Origin of the sequence: Corynebacterium sp. MSK012, from assembly GCF_030232435.1 — a bacterium.
GTDB lineage: Bacteria > Actinomycetota > Actinomycetes > Mycobacteriales > Mycobacteriaceae > Corynebacterium > Corynebacterium jeikeium_D.
In genome coordinates this window covers 25,677-48,049 of sequence record NZ_JASPJU010000012.1, presented here as the reverse complement: position 1 = coordinate 48,049, position 22,373 = coordinate 25,677, and the positions used below count along the sequence as shown (strand labels likewise).

Here is a 22,373-nt window from a genome sequence, read left to right as displayed (position 1 = left end):
GACTGACAATGAACTCAACCCGCACAATCCGTGTTGAAGGCCCATCCCCGTACACGGTGACCATGGGGCATGGACTCACCGAGCAGATTGCGGAGGCCGCTACCTTTGCCTCCCAGGTTGCGGTGATTCACCAGGGGAGCGTTCAAGAGTTGAGCTTCGGCGTCATCAAGGCACTGGCGGACAAGGGAGTCGATGCCTTCAGCATCCAGATTCCGGATGCGGAGGAGGGTAAGACGCTCACAGTTGCTGAAACAGTTTGGGACACTTTTGGTGAACGCGGTCTGGGCCGGCGTGACGCGGTAATCGCGATTGGCGGCGGTGCAGCCACAGATTTCGGTGGATTCGTCGCCGCCGCGTGGATGCGTGGAGTGAAGGTTATCCAGGTCCCGACAACGCTGCTCGGCATGGTCGACGCAGCTGTCGGCGGTAAGACCGGTATCAACACTGCAGCCGGAAAGAACCTGGTCGGCGCCTTCCACGAGCCTGCCGCGGTGTTCTGTGACCTGGATGTCCTGCGCACCTTGCCGAAGGCTGAACTGATTGCGGGCTCGGCAGAGATCATCAAGGCTGGATTTATCGCGGACACGAAGATTCTCGATCTTTACGAGGCAAACCCGCAGACCTGCCTCGATGTTGACGGTGACTTGCCAGAACTGGTCGAGCGCGCGATTGCTGTCAAGGCACGCGTTGTCGCTGAGGATTTGAAGGAATCTGGCCTCCGCGAGATCCTGAACTATGGCCACACTTTCGGTCATGCCGTTGAGCACTTTGAAAACTACCGCTGGCGCCATGGCCACGCCGTAGCTGTAGGCATGGTTTATGTCGCCGAGCTGGCCAAGATTACCGGACATATTAATCAGGAACTTGTAGACCGCCACCGTCGCATCCTAGAGTCCATTGGGCTGCCAACGACCTACCAGGCGGGTCGTTTTACCGAGCTCTACGATGCTATGACCAGGGATAAGAAGAACCGGGATGGTGCGATCCGATTCGTTATTCTGGAACGCCCCGGTGAAACAGCCCGTCTTGAAGGTCCGGGCATGGATGACCTCGAGCGTGCATACGAACTGCTCTGCAACAATGGGCAGGCCGCATCTGAGGAGTCAACCCGCTAATGACCTCTCTTCGTGCAGCAACGGATGCCACAACGGCGATTCCGACCGTGCTTGTTCTGAACGGCCCGAACCTCGACCGTCTGGGCAAGCGTCAGCCAGAAATTTACGGTGCCACTACTTTGGCCGATGTCGAATCTGAACTTCGCACCCTAGCCAAGGAGCTTGGCGTCGTAGTGGATTGCCGCCAATCCAACTATGAAGGTCAACTCATCGAGTGGGTTCACGAAGCTGCCGATTACGGTTGGCCAGTAATTATCAACCCAGGAGGGTTGACACACACCTCCGTCGCCCTACGGGACGCGCTTGCCGAGATTGCTGACGGCGCGGGCTTCCACGAGGTTCATATTTCAAACATTCACGCCCGGGAGGAGTTTCGGCATCACTCGTATCTTTCGGCGCTTGCCGCGGGCGTTATCGTCGGATGTGGAACTGATGGCTATTCCATGGCACTGAGAAGGGTGAGTACGACACTATGACAGATATCTCCACGAACTACGCCGCCCGCCGAGCCGCTCTTATCGACGCATTGACCGACAACGACTGCGACGGTTTCCTCACAGTCGATCCGACGCATGTTGGTTGGCTTACAGGTTTCCACGGCTCGAATGCTGGTTTGATTGTTGCGGCCAGTGGGGAAGCGCTGCTTTCCACCGACGGCCGCTATACGGTTCAGGCTGGCAAACAGGCACCGGACGTGGAGTTACTCACCGCCCGCAACACCGGCGTGGCACTCGTCGGTCAATGCCGAAAGCTGGATATCTCGCGTCTTGGTGTTGAATCTGAGTTCCTCACTATGGCCGCTTATCAAGAGCTAGAGGATGCCCGGCCACAGGCACTCGAGCTGGTATCGACTACGGGCGTCGTCTCTAAACTGCGGGAGGTCAAGTCCGATACAGAACTCGTCGCTCTGCGCCACGTCGCCGACATCGCGGTCCGCGCATTCGAGGACTTGCTTCACGACGGCATCGTGGTCGCCGGCCGCACGGAGCGCGAAGTCGCCGCAGAGTTGGAGTACCGCATGCGCATGCATGGCGCCGATCGGCCAAGCTTCGACACGATTGTCGCGAGCGGCCCGAATTCCGCCAAGCCACACCACGGAGCGGAAGATCGCGTAATCGAGGCAGGTGACCTGGTCACTATTGACTTTGGCGCCTTTGCCGGGGGCTACAACTCAGATATGACACGTACCCTCTTTGCCGGTGAGGCGGGAACGTCGTCAAGCGAAAACGGTCCGAACAATACGTCGTCAGATTTGGACGGCGCGATTGTTGCCGGGGTGGAGTTCGCAGACGAGAAGGCCCGAGAGATTTACAATGTCGTGCTGGAAGCCCAGCTGGCTGGCGTAAAAGCGGCCGTGCCAGGGGCTGATGTTGTGGCTGTAGACGCAGCATGCCGGGACATTATTGAAAAGGCTGGTTATGGGGAGCACTTCGTTCATTCCACCGGCCACGGAATCGGTATTGAGGTGCATGAGGCTCCATTTGCTGCTCGCACCGGCAAGGGGAAGTTGGCAGCTGGCATGACGTTGACCATCGAGCCTGGTATTTATGTGCCGGGGTTCGGCGGTGTGCGCATCGAAGATACGTTGATTATCACCGACACCGAGCCGGAAATTATTACGCAGCTGCCGAAACCGCGGGCCTAACATCACGGCGTTTTATTTTTCTCTCGATGAGATACGGAGTATCGTGGTTTCGTCAGAGAGCTTTTTAACAATTTCAGGAGAGTTTAGTTGGCTACCACCGCAGATTTTAAAAACGGTCTAGTTATCAAGCACGACAATAAGCTTCAGCAGATCGTGGAGTTCCAGCACGTCAAGCCAGGTAAGGGTCCGGCATTCGTCCGCACCAAGCTGAAGGACGTTCTGACCGGCAAGGTTGTTGACAAGACTTTCAACGCTGGCGTCAAGATTGAGACTGCTACCGTCGACCGTCGCGACATGACGTACCTGTACCACGACGGTGAAGGATACGTCTTCATGGACGACAAGACCTACGACCAGATTTCCATCCTGGACGCTCAGATGCCGGAGGGTGCTAAGTTCCTGCTTCCGGAAACCACCTGCCAGGTGTCCTTCCATGAGGGCAACGTTCTTTTCGCTGAAATGCCTGTTTCGGTTGAACTGAAGGTTGAGCAGACCGACCCGGGTCTGCAGGGCGACCGCTCCACCGGTGGCACCAAGCCGGCAACTTTGGAGACTGGCGCTGAGATTCAGGTGCCGCTGTTCATCGAAACCGGCGACGTACTGAAGGTCGACACCCGTGACGGCTCCTACCTGTCCCGCGTCAACCACTAATTCCCTCATCTAGTTCACCCTTTTGTTGAGAGCGATACATACACATCCATGACTGAAAAGGATCACAAGTCCGTCGAGACCCCGGATGCGCAGGAGTCCGCGAAAGTTCGCGAACCTAACTACAAGCGCCACGGCGCGCGCTACCGTGCGCGCCGTCGTGCGGTAGATCTGCTATTTGAGGCCGAGCAGCGAGGCGTCGACGTCGTCAAGCTTCTTGAAGAGCGGCTGGAAATGGTCCGTAATCCAGATCTGGATGTGAATCCAATTGCGGAGTACACCGAGCAGATCGTGCGCGGTGTAGCTGCCGAAATTATCGGTATCGACTCGACGATTTCCTCGTACCTGACGGAGGAGTGGCCGCTGCGTCGCCTACCGGCAGTCGACCGTGCTATCTTGCGTCTTTCCACCTGGGAGCTGTTCTACAACTCCGACGTGCCTCCGCGTGTGGCCGTGGTGGAAGGCGTTGAGCTGGCATCGGAATACTCCACTGATGTGGCGGCACCGTACATCAACGCAGTTCTCGATGCCGAGGCCAAGATTGCCGACCAGGCACGCCTGGCAGCAGCAGCTGTTAGCACTTCGGTGGGCGAGTCCCAGTTCGACGAGGCTATTCAGGCACAGGCTGCTGCAAATGAGGAAGCTGACAAGGCACTGGCTGACTCCGATGAGATGGCTAAGATTACCGGCCTGGACATGAGCGATATTGCCAAGCTGGTGGCTGAAGACGTGGCTAAGAGCGAGAACGGGTCCTAGCCAATCAAAGCGGCCGGGCTCACTGCGAGCCGATCGCAGTCGGTTCTCGCGGATTGTCTGAAACTCCAAGTCCCTTTTTTGGGGGCTTGGAGTTTTGTTGCATTTAGAGGCAATTTAAGTGTGAGTGCTATTCTGGTCAGCGGAAGTTTGCACCGCGACCGTAGTTGCGGGTCACGCAAACTGATAATCAAATATCCACAATCAAGACATCCTTTAACGGACCGCACTGAGAGGCGGGGAAGGAGGTCACGATGAGCGAAGGAACGCCGCAAACAACCGAGCTGCTCAATGCAGACGAAGTTGCACGTACCATCGCGCGCATCGCGCACCAAATTATTGAAAAAACTGCGCTGGATAGCCCAAATGCTGGGCGCGTAGTTCTCCTCGGCATTCCATCTGGTGGCGTACCGCTGGCGGAGAAGCTAGCCGATTTGATTGAACAGTTCTCCGGCATTCGCCCGGAAACTGGATCGCTTGATATCACCCTGTACAGGGATGACTTGCGCAAGGGCCCGCACCGCGCCCTGCAGCCCACGAACATTCCAAACTCCGGAATCGACGGTACCACCGTTGTTCTCGTAGACGATGTCCTCTTCTCAGGTCGCACAATTCGTGCCGCACTCGACGCTATTGCTGACATCGGTCGCCCGCGAGTAATTCAGCTTGCAGTGCTGGTTGATCGTGGTCATCGTCAACTACCAATTCGCGCCGATTACGTCGGTAAGAATCTGCCAACTTCCCGCGACGAAGACGTCGATGTGCTGGTAGAGGCACTTGACGGCCGTGACGCGGTTATTCTCACCCGGGCGGAGGAACAGTGAAACACCTGATTAGCATTGCGGATTTGACCAAGGATGAAATTGTCGGCCTGATGGATGAGGCCGATCGTTTCAAGGAGGTCATCCGCGGTCGGGAAATTAAGAAGCTGCCGACCCTGCGCGGCCGCACTATTTACAACCTCTTTTACGAGAACTCCACGCGTACCCGCTCTTCTTTTGAGACTGCGGGTAAGTGGATGAGCGCCGATGTTATTAATATCTCGGCTTCCTCTTCCTCTGTGAAGAAAGGCGAAAGTCTGAAAGACACCGCGCTGACTTTGGATGCTATCGGCGGCGATGCCATCGTCGTTAGGCACCCATCGTCGGGCGCGGCACAGCTGATCGCCAAGTGGACTGAGGAATTTGGCAACGGCCCATCGATCATCAACGCGGGTGACGGAAAGCACCAGCACCCGACGCAGGCTCTCCTGGACGCGGTGACGTTGCGTCAGCGCCTCGGTGGAATTGAGGGGCGCAAGGTCGTCATCGTTGGCGATATTTTGCACTCTCGCGTCGCTCGCTCTAACGCCGATCTGCTAAGCAAGCTCGGCGCCGCGGTCGTGTTCGTCGCGCCACCGACGCTGCTGCCGTTTGGCATCGAGACCTGGCCGGTGCGTGTTGCCTACCGCATGGAAGACGAGATCCGCGATGCTGATGCCGTGATGATGCTCCGCGTTCAGCAGGAGCGCATGAACGGAGGCTTCTTCCCATCCCATCGCGAATACGCCACTCGCTACGGGCTGTCGAAGGCTCGCGAGAAGATGCTTCGCGACGACTGCATCGTGATGCACCCAGGTCCGATGCTTCGTGGCATGGAAATTAACGACGCCGTCGCTGATCTGCCGCGCACCGCCGTGCTGCAGCAGGTAGCCAACGGTGTCCACGTCCGCATGGCAGTTCTTTTCACACTGCTGACCTCAGGTGTTTCCGCCAACTTGGAAGGGCAGGCATAAATGTCGAATCGCAATGAGTATGACGAAGCCTCGTACCCCGAGGTAGGACCATTGGCAGCACCCGCACGGGGACAGCTGCTGCTGAAGGGTGTGCGTCCCTACGGTGAAGGCGAAGACGTCGACGTCTTGATCGAAGATGGCGTTATCGCTGAGATTGGAGAAGATCTCACGGCCGAGGACGGGGTAGAGGTCCTGGAGTTCGACTCGCTGGTCCTTCTGCCAGGTCTGGTTGACATCCATGTGCACCTGCGCGAGCCGGGCCGTGAAGATACGGAAACCCTGGCCACTGGTTCCGCTGCCGCAGCACGTGGTGGTTTCACCGCAGTGTTCACTATGGCCAATACCGCGCCGGTAACCGATGACCCCTCGATTGCTGAGTCGGTGTGGCTCAAGGGCCAGGCGCTGAACCTCTGCGACGTTCACCCGGTCGGATCCATTACTAAGGGGCTGAAGGGCGAGACGCTGACTGAGTTCGGCATGATGGCAGACTCGCAGGCGAAGGTACGCATGTTCTCCGATGACGGTAAGTGCGTTGACAATCCGCTGATTATGCGGCGCGCGATTGAATACGCCCGCGGCGAAGACGTATTGCTGGCGCAGCACTGCGAAGATCCGCGTCTGACCGCAGATGCATCGGCTCACGAAGGTCCGACCGCCGCACGACTCGGCCTGACCGGGTGGCCGCGCGTAGCTGAGGAGTCCATCGTGGCCCGAGATGCCATTATGGCTCGCGACTACGGCGGACGCATGCACATCTGCCACGCTTCCACCGAAGGCACGGTTGAGCTGGTCAAGTGGGCAAAGGAGCATGATATTCCGCTGACCGCCGAGGTTACCCCGCATCACCTGATTCTCACCGATGAGAAGTTGGAGACCTACGACGGCGTCTACCGCGTCAATCCGCCGCTGCGTGAGCAGCGCGACACCCTGGCTCTGCGTCAGGCTCTGATTGACGGGATCATTGACTGTGTCGCTACCGACCACGCTCCGCACGGCTCTGAAGAAAAGTGCTGCGAGTTCGAGCACGCTAAGCCCGGCATGCTTGGTCTGGAGACCTCGATGCCAATCATCGCCGAAGAGTTCGTTTTGAAGGGCGATTGTGATTGGCGCTGGCTGGCCAAGGTCATGAGTGAGCGTCCCGCTCAAATCGTGAAGCTACCGGGGCACGGCCGTCCGATTGCTGTCGGTGAGCCTGCCAACCTGACCGTTGTTGACCCGGGCAAAAAGTGGACGGTCCGCGGCGAAGACCTGGCATCGAAGTCTGAGAACACTCCATATGAGGAAATGGAGATGGCCGTGTCCGTGGCAGCTACCGTGCTGCGCGGTAAGGTGACCGCTCTTAACGGAGAGGTCGCTGGATAATATTCATGTCAACGCATAAACATTCACATGCGTCCCGTATGATTAATGTAAATTCCTCGCACGCTACCCAACTGAAAGGCAATAACGTGAGCAACGAGTCGCAGGCCGCGGCCGCTACAGCGGCAGTCCTGGTATTGGCAGATGGCCGAGTGTTCCGCGGACGCGGTTTCGGCGCCACCGGTACAACCCTGGGTGAGGCAGTTTTTACCACCGCTATGACGGGCTACCAGGAAACCCTGACGGACCCGTCCTACCACCGCCAGCTGATTGTGGCTACCGCACCACAGATCGGCAACACCGGTTGGAACGATGAGGACTACGAGTCCCGCGGAAACAAGATTTGGGCAGCTGGCTTTATTATCCGCGATTTGTCGCGCATTCCCTCCAACTGGCGCTCGGAGCGCAGCTTGGAAGATGAACTGAAGGCACAGGGCATCATCGGTATCCGCCAGATTGATACCCGCGCGCTGGTTCGCCATTTGCGCGACAATGGCTCGATTGCCGCTGGTATTTTCTCCGGTGAGGACGCACAGCAGCCCGTCGATAAGCTGGTGGAAATCGTTCGCGCTCAGCCTGCGATGAAGGGCGCGGACCTGGCTCGCGAGGTCAGCACCGATGAGGCCTATGTCGTGGAACCACAGGGGGAGAAGAAGGCACGTGTTGTGGCCTACGACCTGGGCATCAAGTCCAACACCCCGCGTGAGCTGGCTAAGCGTGGCCTGGAAGTCGTAGTTGTTCCGGCTAACACTCCGTACGAAGATATTAAGAAGGAATACCAGCCGGACGGTGTCTTCTTGTCCAACGGCCCGGGTGACCCGGCAACTGCTGATGAAATGGTTGCGGTCGCCAAGGCTGCCCTCGATGACGGCATGCCGCTATTCGGTATCTGCTTCGGTAACCAGATTCTTGGTCGCGCACTCGGCCTGAATACCTACAAGCTGGTCTTCGGTCACCGCGGCGTCAATGTTCCGGTGAAAGACCACCGCACTGGCCGTATTTTTATCACCGCTCAGAACCACGGTTTCGCACTTGAAGGCAAGGCCGGCGAGAGTTTCGATACCCCGTGGGGCGAGGCAGAGGTTACGCACACCTGCCTTAACGACGACGTCGTGGAAGGTGTCGCACTGAAGAACGGCATGGCCTTTTCTGTGCAGTACCACCCGGAGTCCGCAGCCGGCCCGCACGATGCGCACTCTCTCTTTGATGACTTCCTGGCGCTGATCCAGAAGGTCGATTTCAACAAGTCCGCAACCGGAAACTCGAACAAGTAGGAAAGGGCTAAGGGACCTAACACCATGCCACGTCGTACAGACATCAACCACGTACTGGTTATCGGCTCCGGCCCGATTGTTATCGGTCAGGCCTGCGAGTTCGACTACTCCGGCACCCAGGCTTGCCGCGTGCTGCGCGAAGAGGGCCTGAGAGTCACGCTGGTCAACTCCAACCCGGCAACGATTATGACTGACCCGGAGTTCGCAGACTCCACCTATATCGAGCCGATTGAAACCAAGTACATCGAAAAGATTCTGGCCAAGGAAGCTGCAGAGGGCAACCCGATTGACGCTGTCCTGGCAACTCTCGGTGGCCAGACTGCACTGAACGCAGCTATTCAGCTGGACCGCGAGGGCATTCTGGAGAAGTACAATGTCGAGCTGATTGGTGCTGATATTCCGGCCATTCAGCGCGGTGAGGATCGCCAGATGTTCAAGGACATCGTCGCCAAGATTGGTGGCGAATCCGCTCGTTCCCGCGTCTGCCACAACATGGAAGAAGTCCATGAGACTGTTGCAGAGCTCGGTCTTCCGGTCGTTGTTCGCCCTTCGTTCACCATGGGCGGTCTGGGTTCCGGTCTGGCCTTCAACCAGGAAGACCTCGACCGTATTGCAGGTGGCGGCCTGGCCGCATCGCCCGAGGCCAATGTTCTGATCGAGGAGTCCATCCTCGGCTGGAAGGAATTTGAGCTCGAGCTCATGCGCGATGGCGACGACAACGTCGTCGTGGTCTGCTCCATTGAAAACGTTGATGCCCTCGGTGTCCACACTGGTGACTCGGTGACTGTCGCCCCGTCGATGACTCTGACCGACCGCGAGTTCCAGACCATGCGTGACCAAGGCATCGCAATTCTGCGTGAGGTCGGCGTTGACACCGGTGGCTGTAACATCCAGTTCGCCATCAACCCGAATGACGGCCGCATCATCACCATTGAGATGAACCCGCGTGTCTCCCGCTCGTCGGCGCTTGCTTCCAAGGCAACTGGTTTCCCGATTGCAAAGATTGCTGCCAAGCTGGCTATCGGCTACACCCTCGATGAGATCACCAACGACATCACCGGTGAAACCCCGGCAGCGTTTGAGCCGGTGCAGGACTACGTGATTGTCAAGGCTCCACGCTTTGCTTTCGAGAAGTTCCCAGGTGCTGACGATACGCTGACCACCACCATGAAGTCCGTCGGTGAGGCCATGGCTATCGGCCGTAACTACATCGGCGCGCTCGGTAAGGTCATGCGTTCGCTGGAGAACAAGCCAGCTGGTTTCTGGACTGTTCCGGATGAGGACTTCGCAGGTGAGCGCGCAAACGATGTCAACGCTGTCCTTGAGGATCTGAAGCGTCCGACTGAAGGTCGCATCTACGACGTTGAGCTGGCTCAGCGTCTGGGTGCTTCCATCGAGCAGATCCACGAAGCTTCCGGCCTGGATCCGTGGTTTATCGCCGAGATGGAAAACCTGCAGGATATCCGCAAGGAGCTTATCGACGCTCCGGTGCTGACCTCCGACCTGCTGCGTGAGGCTAAGTACTGGGGACTGTCCGACGCCCAGATTGCTGCGCTGCGTCCGGAATTGGCCGGGGAAGACGGCGTGCGCGAGCTGCGCTGGCGCCTGAACATCCACCCCGTATTCAAGACTGTCGATACCTGCTCCGCCGAGTTCGAAGCACAGACTCCGTACCACTACTCGGCATACGAGCTGGACCCGGCTGCTGAGTCCGAGGTCGCCCCGCAGACCGAGAAGGAAAAGGTCATCATCCTCGGTTCCGGTCCTAACCGCATCGGCCAGGGTATTGAGTTCGACTACTCCTGTGTCCACGCGGCGCTCGAGCTCTCCCGGGTTGGGTACGAGACCGTCATGGTCAACTGCAACCCGGAAACGGTTTCCACCGACTACGACACCGCAGATCGCCTCTACTTCGAGCCATTGACCTTCGAGGATGTCCTCGAGGTCTACCACGCTGAGAGCCAGTCCGGAAAGGTCGCAGGCGTCATTGTTCAGCTCGGTGGCCAGACTCCGCTGGGCCTGGCGGAGCGTCTGCAGGCCGCAGGCGTTCCGATTGTCGGCACTAGCCCAGAGGCAATCGACCTGGCTGAGGACCGCGGTGAGTTCGGCAAGGTGCTGGCTGAGGCGAAGCTGCCGGCGCCGGAGTTCGGTACCGCCACCTCCTTCGCAGAAGCTCGCCAGGTTGCCGCTGGTATCGGTTACCCGGTGCTGGTCCGTCCGTCCTACGTCCTCGGCGGCCGTGGCATGGAAATCGTCTACGATGAGGCCACTCTGGAGGACTACATCAACCGCGCTACCGAGCTGTCCAATGAGCACCCGGTACTGGTTGACCGCTTCCTGGACAGCGCCATCGAGATTGATGTTGATGCACTGTGTGATGGGGAAGAGGTCTACCTCGGCGGCGTTATGGAGCACATTGAGGAAGCCGGTATTCACTCCGGCGACTCCGCGTGTGCGCTGCCTCCGATGACTCTGTCTGCAGGCATCATCGACAAGGTGCGTGAATCCACCAAGGCACTGGCACACGGCATCGGTGTCAAGGGCCTGATGAACGTTCAGTACGCACTCAAGGACGAGACGCTCTACGTCATCGAGGCCAACCCGCGTGCATCTCGTACCGTACCGTTTGTCTCCAAGGCAACCTCAGTTCCGCTGGCTAAGGCCGCGTCCCGCGTCATGATGGGCGCTACTATCGCGGAACTGCGCGAAGAGGGCATGATTCCGTCCAACTTCGACGGTGGCTCTCTGCCTGCTGACGCTCCGATTGCGGTTAAGGAAGCCGTCCTGCCGTTCAACCGCTTCCGCGACTTCGAGGGCCGCGCTCTCGACAGCCTGCTGAGCCCGGAGATGAAGTCCACCGGTGAAGTCATGGGCTTGGCAGACAACTTTGGTGCCGCTTTCGCCAAGGGCGAGCTGGCCGGTTTCGGTGAGCTGCCGACCGAGGGCACGATCTTCGTCTCGCTGGCCAACCGCGATAAGCGCACTCTGGTCTTCCCGATCCTCACGCTGGCGGATATGGGCTTCCGCATCCTGGCAACGGAGGGTACGGCCGGTATGCTGCGCCGCAACGGTGTTGAGTGTGAGGTCGTCGCAAAGCGTACGACTGATTCCGATGCGCCGACGGACGAGCGCGACATCGTCGACATGATTCGCGACGGTGAGGTTGACATCATTATCAACACCCCGTCCGGTTCTGCTGGCGCACGCTCTGACGGATATGAGATTCGCGCTGCTGCTGTGAGCCAGGGCGTAACTTGTGTGACCACCGCTCAGGGGGCCGTCGCCGCACTGCAGGGCATTCTGGCACTGCGCAACGGTGAGATGAGCGTTAAGGCTCTGCAGGAACTCCACCCGGCAGAGTTGGCTGCTCAGGAGCAGGCCTAACATGACCGCGAAGGCTGAAGGTTCCGCAGTGCGGACAGTCAAAGGTTTCGGCGATCGCCTCAGCGAGGTTGTCGCCGAGCGCGGTCGGCTCTGCGTGGGCATCGACCCGCACCCGGGGCTGCTGGATGCCTGGCAGTTGCCGCATTCGGCTGACGGTCTAGAGCGTTTTGCCGCCACATGCGTCGAGGCGTTCGGTGACATCGTTGCCGTCGTCAAGCCCCAGGTGGCGTTCTTCGAAGCCTACGGTTCCAAGGGCTTTGCCGTCCTGGAGCGGACGTTGGCGGATCTGAAGGACGCCGGTGCGCTGTCGATTGCAGATGCCAAGCGGGGCGATATCGGTTCGACGATGGCTGCATACGCTGATGCCTGGCTGTCGGATAGCTCGCCGCTAGCCGCCGACGCACTGACGGTATCTCCGTACCTTGGGTTCGGTGCTCTTGATCCGGCGTTTTCGTTGGCGTTGGAGAACGGACGCGGCCTGTTCGTGCTGGCCGCAACGTCCAATCCGGAAGGTGCGTCCGTACAGAAGGCGACGGTTTCGGGTGAGAGTCTGGCTCAGACCATGGTCAACCAGGCAGCCGCTATTAATGCCCGCCAGATTGACGCTGGTGCAAAGGCGGGCAGCATCGGCGTTGTTGTTGGCGCAACGCTTGACGACGCCCCGGTGCTCAGTGACCTGCGTGGTCCCATTCTCATGCCCGGTGTGGGAGCTCAGGGTGGAACCCCGGCCGATGTAGATCGTCTGGCAGGGGAATCCAAGGGGCTTGCACTGCCAAATATTTCGCGTGCAATTCTCTCCGCTGGGCCTGATCCTGCTGCGCTGCGGCGCGCAACTATTGAAGCTGCGGCTCCGTTCCTATCCGAGAGTTAGCAGCGAATCGACAATTTGGCAGAGGCCCGCAGGGCGCACCTCATAGAACAGGTGCCCCTGCGGGCTTCTTCCGTACCTAGCTGCCGAGATTTTCCTAATGAGCCTCAGGTGGCGGCGGAGTAGGTATAGGCAAGTTACTGTGACGATTCCTGGGAGATTTCGTACAAAAACCGTGGTCAATTTCCATTCTCCTGGGCAAACGGTGCTACAATCGCCGGAGTTGGTTGACCACGACCGAAAGGTGGGGCGGATAAAGCCCTGGTGTCATTTTTATCGACACCCCGTCAGCATTTGCCTCAACAACCGGTAAGTGCGGTACGGTCTCCAATCGTTAAGCACGGTGTCGTTGCCTGCCCTTGGTGGACGCGAGGCTCGTGCAAGTAAATAAGAAACTAACCAATCTATTTTTACGGAGGAACACGTGGCCCTTCCGCAGTTGACCCCGGAGCAGCGTGCAGCAGCACTCGAGAAGGCAGCTCAGGCCCGCAAGGTACGCGCAGAGCTCAAGGACAAGCTGAAGCGTGGCGCTATCGACCTGCCAGAGGTTCTCAAGCAGGCTGACGAGAACGAGATCATCGGCAAGATGAAGGTCTCCGCTCTGCTCGAGGCTCTGCCGAAGGTCGGCAAGGTCAAGGCACAGGACATCATGAATGACCTGGAGATTGCTCAGACCCGCCGCCTGCGTGGCCTGGGTGACCGTCAGCGTCGCGCTCTGCTGGAGCGCTTCGGCTACGCAGTGGAGGACTAGTCGCAGTGGCCGGGAATGAAAACGGTCAGCTGGTAGTCCTTGCCGGCCCTGCCGGTGTGGGAAAATCCACTGTTGTCAGTCGGCTCCGTGCCGAGGTTCCCGGACTGTACTTCAGCGTTTCCATGACCACCCGCGCCGCACGGCCGGGTGAGGTCGATGGCCGCGACTATTTCTTCGTGACCCCGGAGAAGTTCCAACAGCATATTGATGCAGGAGAGATGCTCGAGTGGGCTGAAATCCACGGTGGTCTGCAGCGTTCTGGAACGCCGCGTGGCCCGGTGGATAAAGCTCTCGCCGAGGGACGTCCGGTACTCGTTGAGGTGGATCTGGCGGGAGCCCGCTCCATCCGTAAGGTAGCGCCGAATGCTCACCTGCTGTTCTTGGCTCCGCCAAGCTGGGAGATTCTCGTCAGCAGGCTCACTGGTCGTGGCACGGAAACCGAGGCGCAAGTCAAGCGTCGCCTGGAAACCGCGCGAGTGGAAATGGATGCTCAGCACGAATTCGATGAGGTTGTTGTCAACGACAATGTCGATGATGCTGTGGCGGCCATCGCTCAGGCGCTGACTACTGGCAAGTAACAGGGCGACTCCACATCATCGATAGTAGAAATCGTTTCCAAGCAATGGTGTTTCTATTGCTCCGACGGTTTCTATTGTCACCCCAGTAACTCACGTTCTATTGAGGAAAGATTTCTCGTGACCCAGGAAAATACCGCCACCGAGGCAGTGTTCGACCCGCCAATTGGTATTACCAATCCGCCGATCGATGAGCTGCTTGGTAAGGCTTCTTCGAAGTACGCTCTGGCTATCTTCGCTGCCAAGCGTGCACGCCAGATTAATGACTACTACCAGCAGATTGACGAAGGCATGCTGGAGTACGTTGGCCCGCTGGTTACTCCGGGGGTCGCTGAGAAGCCTCTGTCCATCGCTCTTCGTGAAATCAACGCTGGTCTGCTGGACCACACTGAGGGCTAGAGCATTTCCTTAAGGGGAGATATCTGTATGCATGCCGCCGGTAATGCTGACGTATCCGAATGTTTAAAGGTTGTCGTCGGGGTTGCCGGCGGCATCGCTGCATATAAGGCCGCACACGTTGTTCGTGGCTTCAAGGAACTCGGTCACGATGTTCGCGTCGTTCCCACCGAGTCCGCATTGAATTTTGTAGGTGCGGCTACTTTCGAGGCGCTGTCGGGGAACCCGGTGTCGACTACGGTTTTTGACGCAGTCGATGAAGTTCAGCATGTCCGCGTGGGGCAGGAGGCCGACCTCGTCGTCGTGGTTCCCGCGACTGCCGACTTTATGGCGCGTGCCGCACACGGGCGTGCCGACGACCTTCTCACCGCAACTTTGCTTGTGGCGACCTGCCCGGTGGTTCTGGCTCCTGCCATGCACACTGAGATGTGGAACCATCCAGCTACGCGCGATAATGTCGCGATTCTTCGTCGCCATGGCACTATTGTCCTCGATCCGGCCCATGGCCGTTTGACTGGTAAGGACACTGGTCCAGGTCGTCTGCCGGAGCCAGAGCAGATAGTTTCGCTGGCATTAGCGGCAGTCGAGAATCCGCGCCACTTCCGCCGCGACTTCGAGGGCGTGCGCTTCATGATTACTGCCGGTGGCACCCGTGAGGCTATCGACCCGGTACGTTTTATCGGCAACCACTCCTCAGGGCGTCAGGGCTTCGCGCTAGCTGAGATGGCAGCACAGCGTGGCGCTCAGGTCACTGTGGTGGCAGGACATACAGATCAGTTGCCGACACCGCTGGGCGCGAATGTTGTAAAGGTTGATTCCACTTTGGAGATGGCCAAGGCCGCCCACGAACACTCCAAGTTGGCCGATGTCTGCATTTTTGCCGCTGCCGTCGCCGACTTCCGTCCGGCATCGACCGCTGGGGCCAAGATGAAGAAGGGCGTCGCAGACGACGCTTTGAGCAACATCCAGCTCGTAGAAAACCCTGACATTCTGGCTACCACTGTGGAGCGGCGTAAAGCGGGCGAGATTCCGGCAACCACGACGATGGTGGGCTTTGCGGCTGAGACCGGCGACGAGACGACGACGCCACTCGAGCTTGCGAAGCAGAAAATTGTGCGCAAGGGCTGCGATTTGCTCATGTGTAACGACGTCTCAGGTGGGCAAACTTTCGGTGCGACGGACAATGTCGGATGGTTGTTGTCTCTCGATGGCGAGCAGTGGGACGTGCCGCGGGGCTCAAAATTCTCGGTGGCCGGTTCGATTTTGGATGCAGTTTCCGAGCTGCGACAGGAACCTCAGCCAGCGGAGTAGCGGAGGCCTACTACGGCGACTGAACCGCTTGGTCTATAATTATCGAATCAAACGAAAACCCACGCCGCAGCGACACCGCAGGCGTGGGGAAATGATCTAGAAGAAAGTTGTACTGCTCGTGGCCTCTAATCTTCGGCTGTTTTCCAGTGAATCTGTTACCGAGGGGCACCCAGATAAGATTTGCGACTCGATTTCGGACTCCATCCTTGACGCTATGCTCGCGCAGGATTCTGCATCGATGGTCGCCGTTGAGACTGTGGTGACTACCGGTTTAGTCCATGTTGTTGGCGAAGTTCGCACGAAGAGCTACGTTGACATCCCCGGTATTGTCCGGAGTCGACTGAAGGAGATCGGTTTCGATTCTTCTGAAAAGGGCTTTGACGGCAAGACCTGCGGCGTCTCCGTTTCGATCGGTGAGCAGTCCTCAGATATTCACGACGGTGTGCACACTTCTCTGGAAGCACGCAGCTCTGATGGCGAAGTCGAAGCAGAAGATCTCAAGGGCGCTGGCGACCAGGGGCTGATGTTCGGCTACGCTACCAACGAAACTCCGGAGTACATGCCGCTACCGATTGCGCTGGCACACCGCCTGGCTCGCCGCTTGACGCAGGTACGCAAGGAAGGCATCGTCCCATCGCTTCGACCGGATGGTAAGACTCAGGTCACCTTCGCTTACGACGAAGACAATAACCCGGTGTACTTGGACACTGTTGTGGTGTCCACGCAGCACGACCCGGATGTGACCCAGGAGTGGATTACCGAGCAGATTAAGACTCACGTAGTCGATTGGGTGCTCGACGACGCTAACTTGCGCGAGCGCTTTGTTACCGATGAATTGAAGCTGCTGGTCAACCCGTCTGGCCAATTTATTATCGGTGGGCCGATGGGCGATGCCGGCCTGACCGGCCGCAAGATTATCGTCGACACTTATGGCGGTATGGCTCGTCACGGTGGCGGCGCATTCTCGGGTAAGGACCCGTCAAAGGTGGACCGCTCCGGCGCTTATGCCACCCGTTGGGTTGCGAAGAATGCCGTGGCTGCGGGTCTGGCTGACCGCCTGGAGATTCAGGTCGCCTACGCTATCGGCCGCGCTCGCCCGGTAGGCCTTTACGTCGACTCTTTCGGCACCGGTCACGTTTCGGACGACGCCATCCGCGAGGCTATCAACAAGGTCTTCGACCTTCGTCCGGCCGCTATTATTCGTGACCTGGACTTGCTGCGCCCGATTTATGCGCAGACCTCCACCTACGGTCACTTCGGCCGAACTGACTTGGACCTGCCGTGGGAGCAACTCAACCGTGTTGAAGAGCTCCGCGCAGCCGCTGGCCTGGGATAAACACCACCCGCCAGCATGACCCTGGGGTGGGGAAGTAGAGTAAGACTCTATGACCGACGCCCCTTTCGCACCCGCCGCCGCAGCTGAGAAGCTGCCTGTCGCGCGGGTGCTTCCACTTTTGGGGCTGCCGCAGTTGGATCGCCCCTTCGATTACCTGGTTCCGCGCGCGCTAGCGGAGGAAGCGGTTGTCGGTTGCCGGGTGCGGATTCGATTCCACGGCCAATTGGTCAATGCGCTGGTGCTGGAGCGCTGTGCCACGCCCACTCACGACGGCAAACTGTCCTATCTCAAGGATGTCATCAGCACTGAGGTTGTCTATCCGCCACAGCTTCGACGGTTGGTGGATTCTCTGGCGGAGTATTACGGCGCAACACGCTCAAACATCATTCGATCCGCCATCCCAACCCGTCATGCACGGGCCGAACGTGCCCGCAAGGAGAAGATGCCCCCAACGTGGGAGGAATTGGGAAAGCTTGCCACCGAGGATCCGGACCTTTCCGCGTGGGGCAACTATGTCTTCGGCGAATCCTTTGTCGATTCCGTCCGCAAGGGCGCCCCGGCACGCGCAGCGTGGCAGCCAGTTCCAGGGGAACAGGTGGCAGCCATGCTCGCCGCGCTCAGCGTTTTGGTCGCCCGCGATGGTGGCGGTGTTCTCATCATTGTGCCGGACGCACGCACGCAGGCACGCTTCGAGAGCGCTTTTCGCGAGCTCATTTCTGCCCGTCAGCTCACTCTTCTCGGGGCTGGTCTCGGTCCCGAGTCCCGCTATCGCCGCTACCTGGATATCCTGCACGGCCAGGGGCGCATAGTCGTCGGAACGCGCTCGGCAGCGTACGCCCCAGTGCAGAATCTGCGTTTAGCAGTGATTGTCGATGATGGCGATGACAACCTCGTAGACCCCCGCGCACCCTACGTCCACTCTCGCGAGGTGCTGGTCACGCGAAGTGCGCAGGAGGGATGCGCTCTTATTTTTGCATCGTATAGCCGTACAGCAGAGGTGCAGCTGCTGGTCTCCTCAGGTTGGGCGCACAATCTGGTTGCAGGCGCCGACGCCCTCGCTGAATCCATGCCGGAGATGATTGCCTCCACGGACACTTCCGAAGACCCGGATGACGTGAGTAGGGGACGCCTTCCTGCCATCGCTTTTCGACGGGCAAAAGCCGCGCTGCGCGAAGAGCTTCCGATTCTGGTCCAGGTACCCCGCAAGGGATATGTACCGACATTGTCGTGTCGCTCCTGTGGCGCGCCTGCGCGCTGTCGCTGGTGTAACGGTCCACTGGGAATTCCACCGTCCGATAACCCGGACGATCCGGCGCCGCCGACCTGTCGGTGGTGTGGCCGCATCGACATCCACCACCGTTGCCATAGCTGCGGTTCCACCAAGATTCGGCCAGTCGTGGTCGGCAGTGAACGTACGGCGGAAGAGTTTGGTCGTATTTTCAGTCCATTCCCAGTCGTCGCTTCCTCTGGCGAACGGATTGTTGACGACATTCCCGAAGGCCCGAGGGTCGTGGTGGCCACGCCGGGAGCCGAGCCTTATGCGCCGGAGGGCTACGGAGCAGTGATGCTGCTGGACACTTGGGCGATGCTCGGCCGGCAGGACTTGCGCGCTCATGAAGAGGCCTATGCGCATTGGTCTCGAGCTGTCACGCTTGCGCGCCCGCGGGAGCGAGGAGGGGCAGTGGTTATCGATGCGGATGCTGCAGTCCCGACTGTGGCCGATCTTCTGGCATGGGACGCGGTAGGCGCTGCGAACAGGGAATTGGCCGACCGTACAGCCGCCGCTCTGCCTCCGGCCTTTCACGTGGCAGCGGTGGACGGGACTGAAGAGGGCCTGCGTAACTTCATGGAGTCCCTGGAGGTTCCATCGGGCGCGGAAATCCTGGGGCCGGTAGACCTTCCCCGCAACGCCAGACCACCAGCAGGCGTGGAACCGGGTACACCTATTCAGCGGATGTTGGTGCGCTGTGACCGTCGGCAAGCACGGGCGGTGGGAGCGGCGTTGAAGGCAGCACAGGTCGTTCGAGCGACCAGGAAGGACCCGACGCCGGTGCGCGTTGTCGTCGATCCGATTAATTTCGGCTAGCTGCTAAAATGAGCGCGTTATCGCTTGATTCACACCAGTTTTCTTGGAGGCTCTAAGTTCATGGCAGTTCGTGAGGTACGTCTTTTCGGCGATCCGGTGTTGCTGTCCAAGGCGGATACCGTCACTGATTTCGACGCGACGCTGTCGCACCTGATTGATGACATGTTCGACACGATGGACGAGCAACAGGGCGTCGGGCTCGCGGCAAACCAGGTCGGCGTGCTGCAGCGCGTTTTCGTCTACGACTGCAACGGCACCCGCGGGCACATCGTCAATCCGGAATGGGAAGCCATCGGCGACGAGACTGTCCACGAAATCGAAGGATGCCTATCTATCCCGGGTATTAATGGACCCGTGACTCGACACGCACGTGTGCGCGTTACTGGCCAGGATCGCCACGGCACACCGGTGAGCTTCGAAGCTGATGATTTGCTGGCTCGCTGTGTGCAGCATGAAAGCGACCACCTGGATGGTGTGCTGTTTTTGAAGCGTCTCGAGGGCGACGAGCGCAAGACCGCGATGCGTTCTCTGCGTGAGCAGGACTGGTTCCTCAACCGCGGTTAACTCACCTGCGCCTAGACCCCTGGGTGTGGCGCCCCGAGTTTCATCACTAGATTAACTAGAACAACTAGGTCCACCAGGAAGGAATCCACTTACTGTGCGCCTGATTTTTGCCGGAACCCCGGAACCTGCTGTCGTTGCACTGAAGAAGTTGCTCGAAGACTCCCGTCATGAAATCGTCGCTGTTCTCACTCGCCCCGATGCCCGCCGTGGCCGCGGTAAGTCGCTTTCGCCCTCGCCGGTGAAGGCTCTGGCCTTGGAACACGACATTCCCGTGCTCACCCCGACGACCCTGCGCGATGAAGAGATCCAGCAGCAGATCCGCGAATTAAACGCCGACTGCATCCCGGTGGTCGCCTACGGCAATCTCGTGCCGGAGGAATTGCTCGATGTACCGACGCACGGCTGGGTCAATCTGCATTTCTCACTGCTTCCTGCTTGGCGAGGTGCCGCGCCGGTGCAGGCAGCTATCGCTGCCGGCGATGAAGTCACGGGTGCCAGTACTTTCCGGATTGAAAAGGGTCTGGATACCGGACCAGTTTTCGGTACCGTCACCGAAGCGATTCGCCCGACCGATAATGCCGACGACCTTTTGACCCGCCTGGCATACTCCGGCGCGGATCTTCTAGCCGCCACCATGGACGGCATCGAAGCCGGTGCGTTGCGTCCGACCGCTCAGCCAGAACAGGATGTCAGTTACGCCGCTAAGTTCGGGCCGGAGGATGCCCGAATCGTTTGGACTCAGCCGCGACATCTTCTTGACCGCCGCGCTCGTGCATTCACGCCTGCCCCAGGTGCGTGGACAACTCTCGACGGCGCACGTTTGAAGGTCGGAGAGCTCACCCCGCTTTCCGACGAGGACAGCGCCGCGGTCGACGAGGTGCGAAAGGCAGCTGCTCCGGAGGCGGCAGCCGCCACGCCGGGTGAGTTGGTAGTGGAGAAGCACCGGGTATCCGTGCGTTGTGCCGATGGCTATGTGCAGCTGGTGAAGGTGCAGCCACAGGGTAAGAAGATGATGGATGCGTCCGACTGGGCGCGAGGTAGCCAACCCGGCGGAAAGGTCTGCGAGTAAATGGGCAACGACAAACCCCGCCACACCGGTGGCGGACGGCAGCGCGGCAACCGCAGCGGACAGAACCGCAATGACCGCAACCGTAACCGTGACAACCGAGGTGGGGACAATCGCGGTGGCATTGACCAGCCGCGCAAGGTCGCACTGAAGGTACTAGCCGACGTTCGCGAGAATGATGCTTACGCGAACCTGCTGCTGCCCAAGTTGCTGAAGGCACACAAGCTCAAGGGTCGGGATGCTGCTTTTGCAACGGAGCTGACGTACGGCACACTGCGGGCGGAAGGCCTGTTGGATGCCGTGATTGAGGCATCGTCGTCACGCCCGTTAAGCGATATTGCTGGACCGGTGATGGATGTGTTGCGCCTGGGCACGTACCAGCTGCTGCGTACGCGCGTCGACGCCTACGCTGCGGTCGATACCTCGGTGCGGGCAGTGGCGAAGGTGGCGGGACCTGGTGCGCGCGGCTTTGTCAATGCCATTTTGAGGAAGGTTTCCTCGAAGACCGAAAACGAATGGGTGGCTGAGATTGCGCCGGATCCTGCGACCGATCCGATTGGCTACGTAGCGATGAAGCATGCCCACCCGCGCTGGATTGCGATGGAGTTTGCCCGTGCACTCGGTGCACAAGCCGGTGAGCTGCAGCAGGCACTCGCTGCCGACGATGCGCGCCCGGTGGTGCACTTGGTCGCTCGTCCGGGCGAGATTACGGCTGAGGAATTGGCACTGATTACCGGCGGTGAAGAGGGGCCGTGGTCGCCGTACTGCGTGCGCTTGGATTCCGGTGCCCCAGGAGAATTGGATCCGGTCCGACAGGGCTTGGCTGCGGTGCAGGACGAGGGTTCTCAGCTCATTGCGCGTGCCGTCACCATGGCACCCGTTGCCGGTGAAGACAGCGGCCGCTGGTTAGATCTGTGTTCCGGCCCCGGTGGTAAGTCAGCTTTCATCGGCGGCATCGCAGCTATTGAGGGCGCGAAGCTCGACGCTGTTGAGGTATCTGCGACTCGCGCAGAACTGGTGAAGAAGGCCACGGCCGGGCTGCCAGTGACTGTAACCGTTGCGGATGGTCGCGATACCGGGCTGGAGGCAGGCTTTGACCGCATTTTGGTAGACGCGCCGTGCTCTGGTTTGGGCTCGCTTCGCCGTCGCCCGGAAGCGCGCTGGCGGAAGTCGCCGTCCGATCTGAACTCCTTGACTGCGCTGCAGTTTGAACTGCTCAGTGAAGCTGTGCGTCTGGCACGGCTGGGTGGCATCATCGTCTATTCCACGTGTTCTCCGCATCTGCGTGAAACCAGGGGAATTGTCGATAGGGCAGTGACGGAATTGCCGGTGACTGAGCTGAATGCACACGAGTTGGTAGCGCCGATGACCGATGTCGGACCGTATCCATCTGTGCAGATGTGGCCACACCGCCACGGTACCGATGCGATGTTCTTCTCAGTTTTGCGCAAGAACGACTAGGCTCAGA

20 protein-coding genes are annotated in these 22,373 nt (G+C 59.3%); all 20 read left to right on the top strand.

The genetic code is table 11. The features are described 5' to 3' along the window. The first annotated feature begins 8 nt into the window (after positions 1-8). The 20 genes from aroB to QP977_RS09155 all read left to right on the top strand — a co-directional run bounded on the left by aroB (position 9) and on the right by QP977_RS09155 (position 22,366). Positions 9-1,115, top strand: coding sequence for a 3-dehydroquinate synthase (gene aroB / locus QP977_RS09250; RefSeq protein WP_070827701.1), 1,107 nt, complete (start codon positions 9-11; stop codon positions 1,113-1,115). Continuing rightward, on the top strand, positions 1,115-1,591 hold the full coding sequence (gene aroQ, locus QP977_RS09245; RefSeq protein ID WP_070601466.1) for a type II 3-dehydroquinate dehydratase: 477 nt from the start codon (positions 1,115-1,117) through the stop codon (positions 1,589-1,591). Before aroB ends, aroQ begins: the two co-directional genes overlap by 1 nt. Then, the gene (locus QP977_RS09240) at positions 1,588-2,760 is read left to right on the top strand and encodes a M24 family metallopeptidase (RefSeq protein ID WP_070827703.1); all 1,173 of its coding nucleotides are present in this window, start codon (positions 1,588-1,590) and stop codon (positions 2,758-2,760) included. Before aroQ ends, QP977_RS09240 begins: the two co-directional genes overlap by 4 nt. 87 nt (positions 2,761-2,847) lie before the next feature. Continuing rightward, positions 2,848-3,411, top strand: coding sequence for an elongation factor P (efp, locus tag QP977_RS09235; protein WP_016422706.1), 564 nt, complete (start codon positions 2,848-2,850; stop codon positions 3,409-3,411). A gap of 48 nt (positions 3,412-3,459) precedes the next feature. After that, a complete protein-coding gene (nusB, locus tag QP977_RS09230) occupies positions 3,460-4,164 on the top strand; it encodes a transcription antitermination factor NusB (protein WP_016422707.1) in 705 nt (234 codons plus the stop codon). A gap of 251 nt (positions 4,165-4,415) precedes the next feature. Beyond that, positions 4,416-4,985, top strand: coding sequence for a bifunctional pyr operon transcriptional regulator/uracil phosphoribosyltransferase PyrR (gene pyrR / locus QP977_RS09225; protein WP_016422708.1), 570 nt, complete (start codon positions 4,416-4,418; stop codon positions 4,983-4,985). Beyond that, positions 4,982-5,935, top strand: coding sequence for an aspartate carbamoyltransferase catalytic subunit (locus QP977_RS09220; RefSeq protein WP_070827705.1), 954 nt, complete (start codon positions 4,982-4,984; stop codon positions 5,933-5,935). Before pyrR ends, QP977_RS09220 begins: the two co-directional genes overlap by 4 nt. Then, a complete protein-coding gene (locus tag QP977_RS09215) occupies positions 5,936-7,297 on the top strand; it encodes a dihydroorotase (RefSeq protein WP_048731852.1) in 1,362 nt (453 codons plus the stop codon). A 38-nt stretch (positions 7,298-7,335) separates the two neighbouring features. Continuing rightward, positions 7,336-8,568, top strand: a complete 1,233-nt coding sequence (carA, locus tag QP977_RS09210) for a glutamine-hydrolyzing carbamoyl-phosphate synthase small subunit (RefSeq protein ID WP_255465687.1) — start codon at positions 7,336-7,338, stop codon at positions 8,566-8,568. 24 nt (positions 8,569-8,592) lie between these two features. Beyond that, positions 8,593-11,952 carry a carbamoyl-phosphate synthase large subunit gene (gene carB / locus QP977_RS09205; RefSeq protein ID WP_049193726.1) on the top strand — a complete coding sequence of 1,120 codons (3,360 nt, stop codon included), beginning with the start codon at positions 8,593-8,595 and terminating at the stop codon, positions 11,950-11,952. 1 nt (position 11,953) lies between these two features. Continuing rightward, positions 11,954-12,823: an orotidine-5'-phosphate decarboxylase gene (gene pyrF / locus QP977_RS09200; RefSeq protein ID WP_070438379.1), complete on the top strand. Its 870-nt coding sequence runs from the start codon at positions 11,954-11,956 to the stop codon at positions 12,821-12,823. A 421-nt stretch (positions 12,824-13,244) separates the two neighbouring features. Further along, positions 13,245-13,571, top strand: a complete 327-nt coding sequence (gene mihF, locus QP977_RS09195; protein WP_016422714.1) for an integration host factor, actinobacterial type — start codon at positions 13,245-13,247, stop codon at positions 13,569-13,571. 5 nt (positions 13,572-13,576) lie between these two features. Beyond that, positions 13,577-14,149, top strand: a complete 573-nt coding sequence (gene gmk / locus QP977_RS09190) for a guanylate kinase (protein WP_070438382.1) — start codon at positions 13,577-13,579, stop codon at positions 14,147-14,149. A 117-nt stretch (positions 14,150-14,266) separates the two neighbouring features. Next, positions 14,267-14,545, top strand: a complete 279-nt coding sequence (gene rpoZ, locus QP977_RS09185; RefSeq protein ID WP_005510796.1) for a DNA-directed RNA polymerase subunit omega — start codon at positions 14,267-14,269, stop codon at positions 14,543-14,545. 27 nt (positions 14,546-14,572) lie between these two features. After that, positions 14,573-15,853, top strand: coding sequence for a bifunctional phosphopantothenoylcysteine decarboxylase/phosphopantothenate--cysteine ligase CoaBC (gene coaBC, locus QP977_RS09180; protein WP_070547083.1), 1,281 nt, complete (start codon positions 14,573-14,575; stop codon positions 15,851-15,853). Positions 15,854-15,971: 118 nt separating this feature from the next. Continuing rightward, a complete protein-coding gene (gene metK / locus QP977_RS09175; protein WP_016422717.1) occupies positions 15,972-17,189 on the top strand; it encodes a methionine adenosyltransferase in 1,218 nt (405 codons plus the stop codon). Between the two features lie 49 nt (positions 17,190-17,238). Further along, on the top strand, positions 17,239-19,275 hold the full coding sequence (locus QP977_RS09170) for a primosomal protein N' (RefSeq protein ID WP_070604551.1): 2,037 nt from the start codon (positions 17,239-17,241) through the stop codon (positions 19,273-19,275). Positions 19,276-19,335: 60 nt separating this feature from the next. Next, a complete protein-coding gene (gene def / locus QP977_RS09165) occupies positions 19,336-19,839 on the top strand; it encodes a peptide deformylase (RefSeq protein ID WP_016422719.1) in 504 nt (167 codons plus the stop codon). Between the two features lie 94 nt (positions 19,840-19,933). Then, on the top strand, positions 19,934-20,908 hold the full coding sequence (gene fmt, locus QP977_RS09160; RefSeq protein ID WP_016422720.1) for a methionyl-tRNA formyltransferase: 975 nt from the start codon (positions 19,934-19,936) through the stop codon (positions 20,906-20,908). After that, positions 20,909-22,366, top strand: coding sequence for an RsmB/NOP family class I SAM-dependent RNA methyltransferase (locus QP977_RS09155; RefSeq protein WP_070653102.1), 1,458 nt, complete (start codon positions 20,909-20,911; stop codon positions 22,364-22,366). It begins immediately after the preceding gene. The last annotated feature ends 7 nt before the right edge of the window (positions 22,367-22,373 follow it).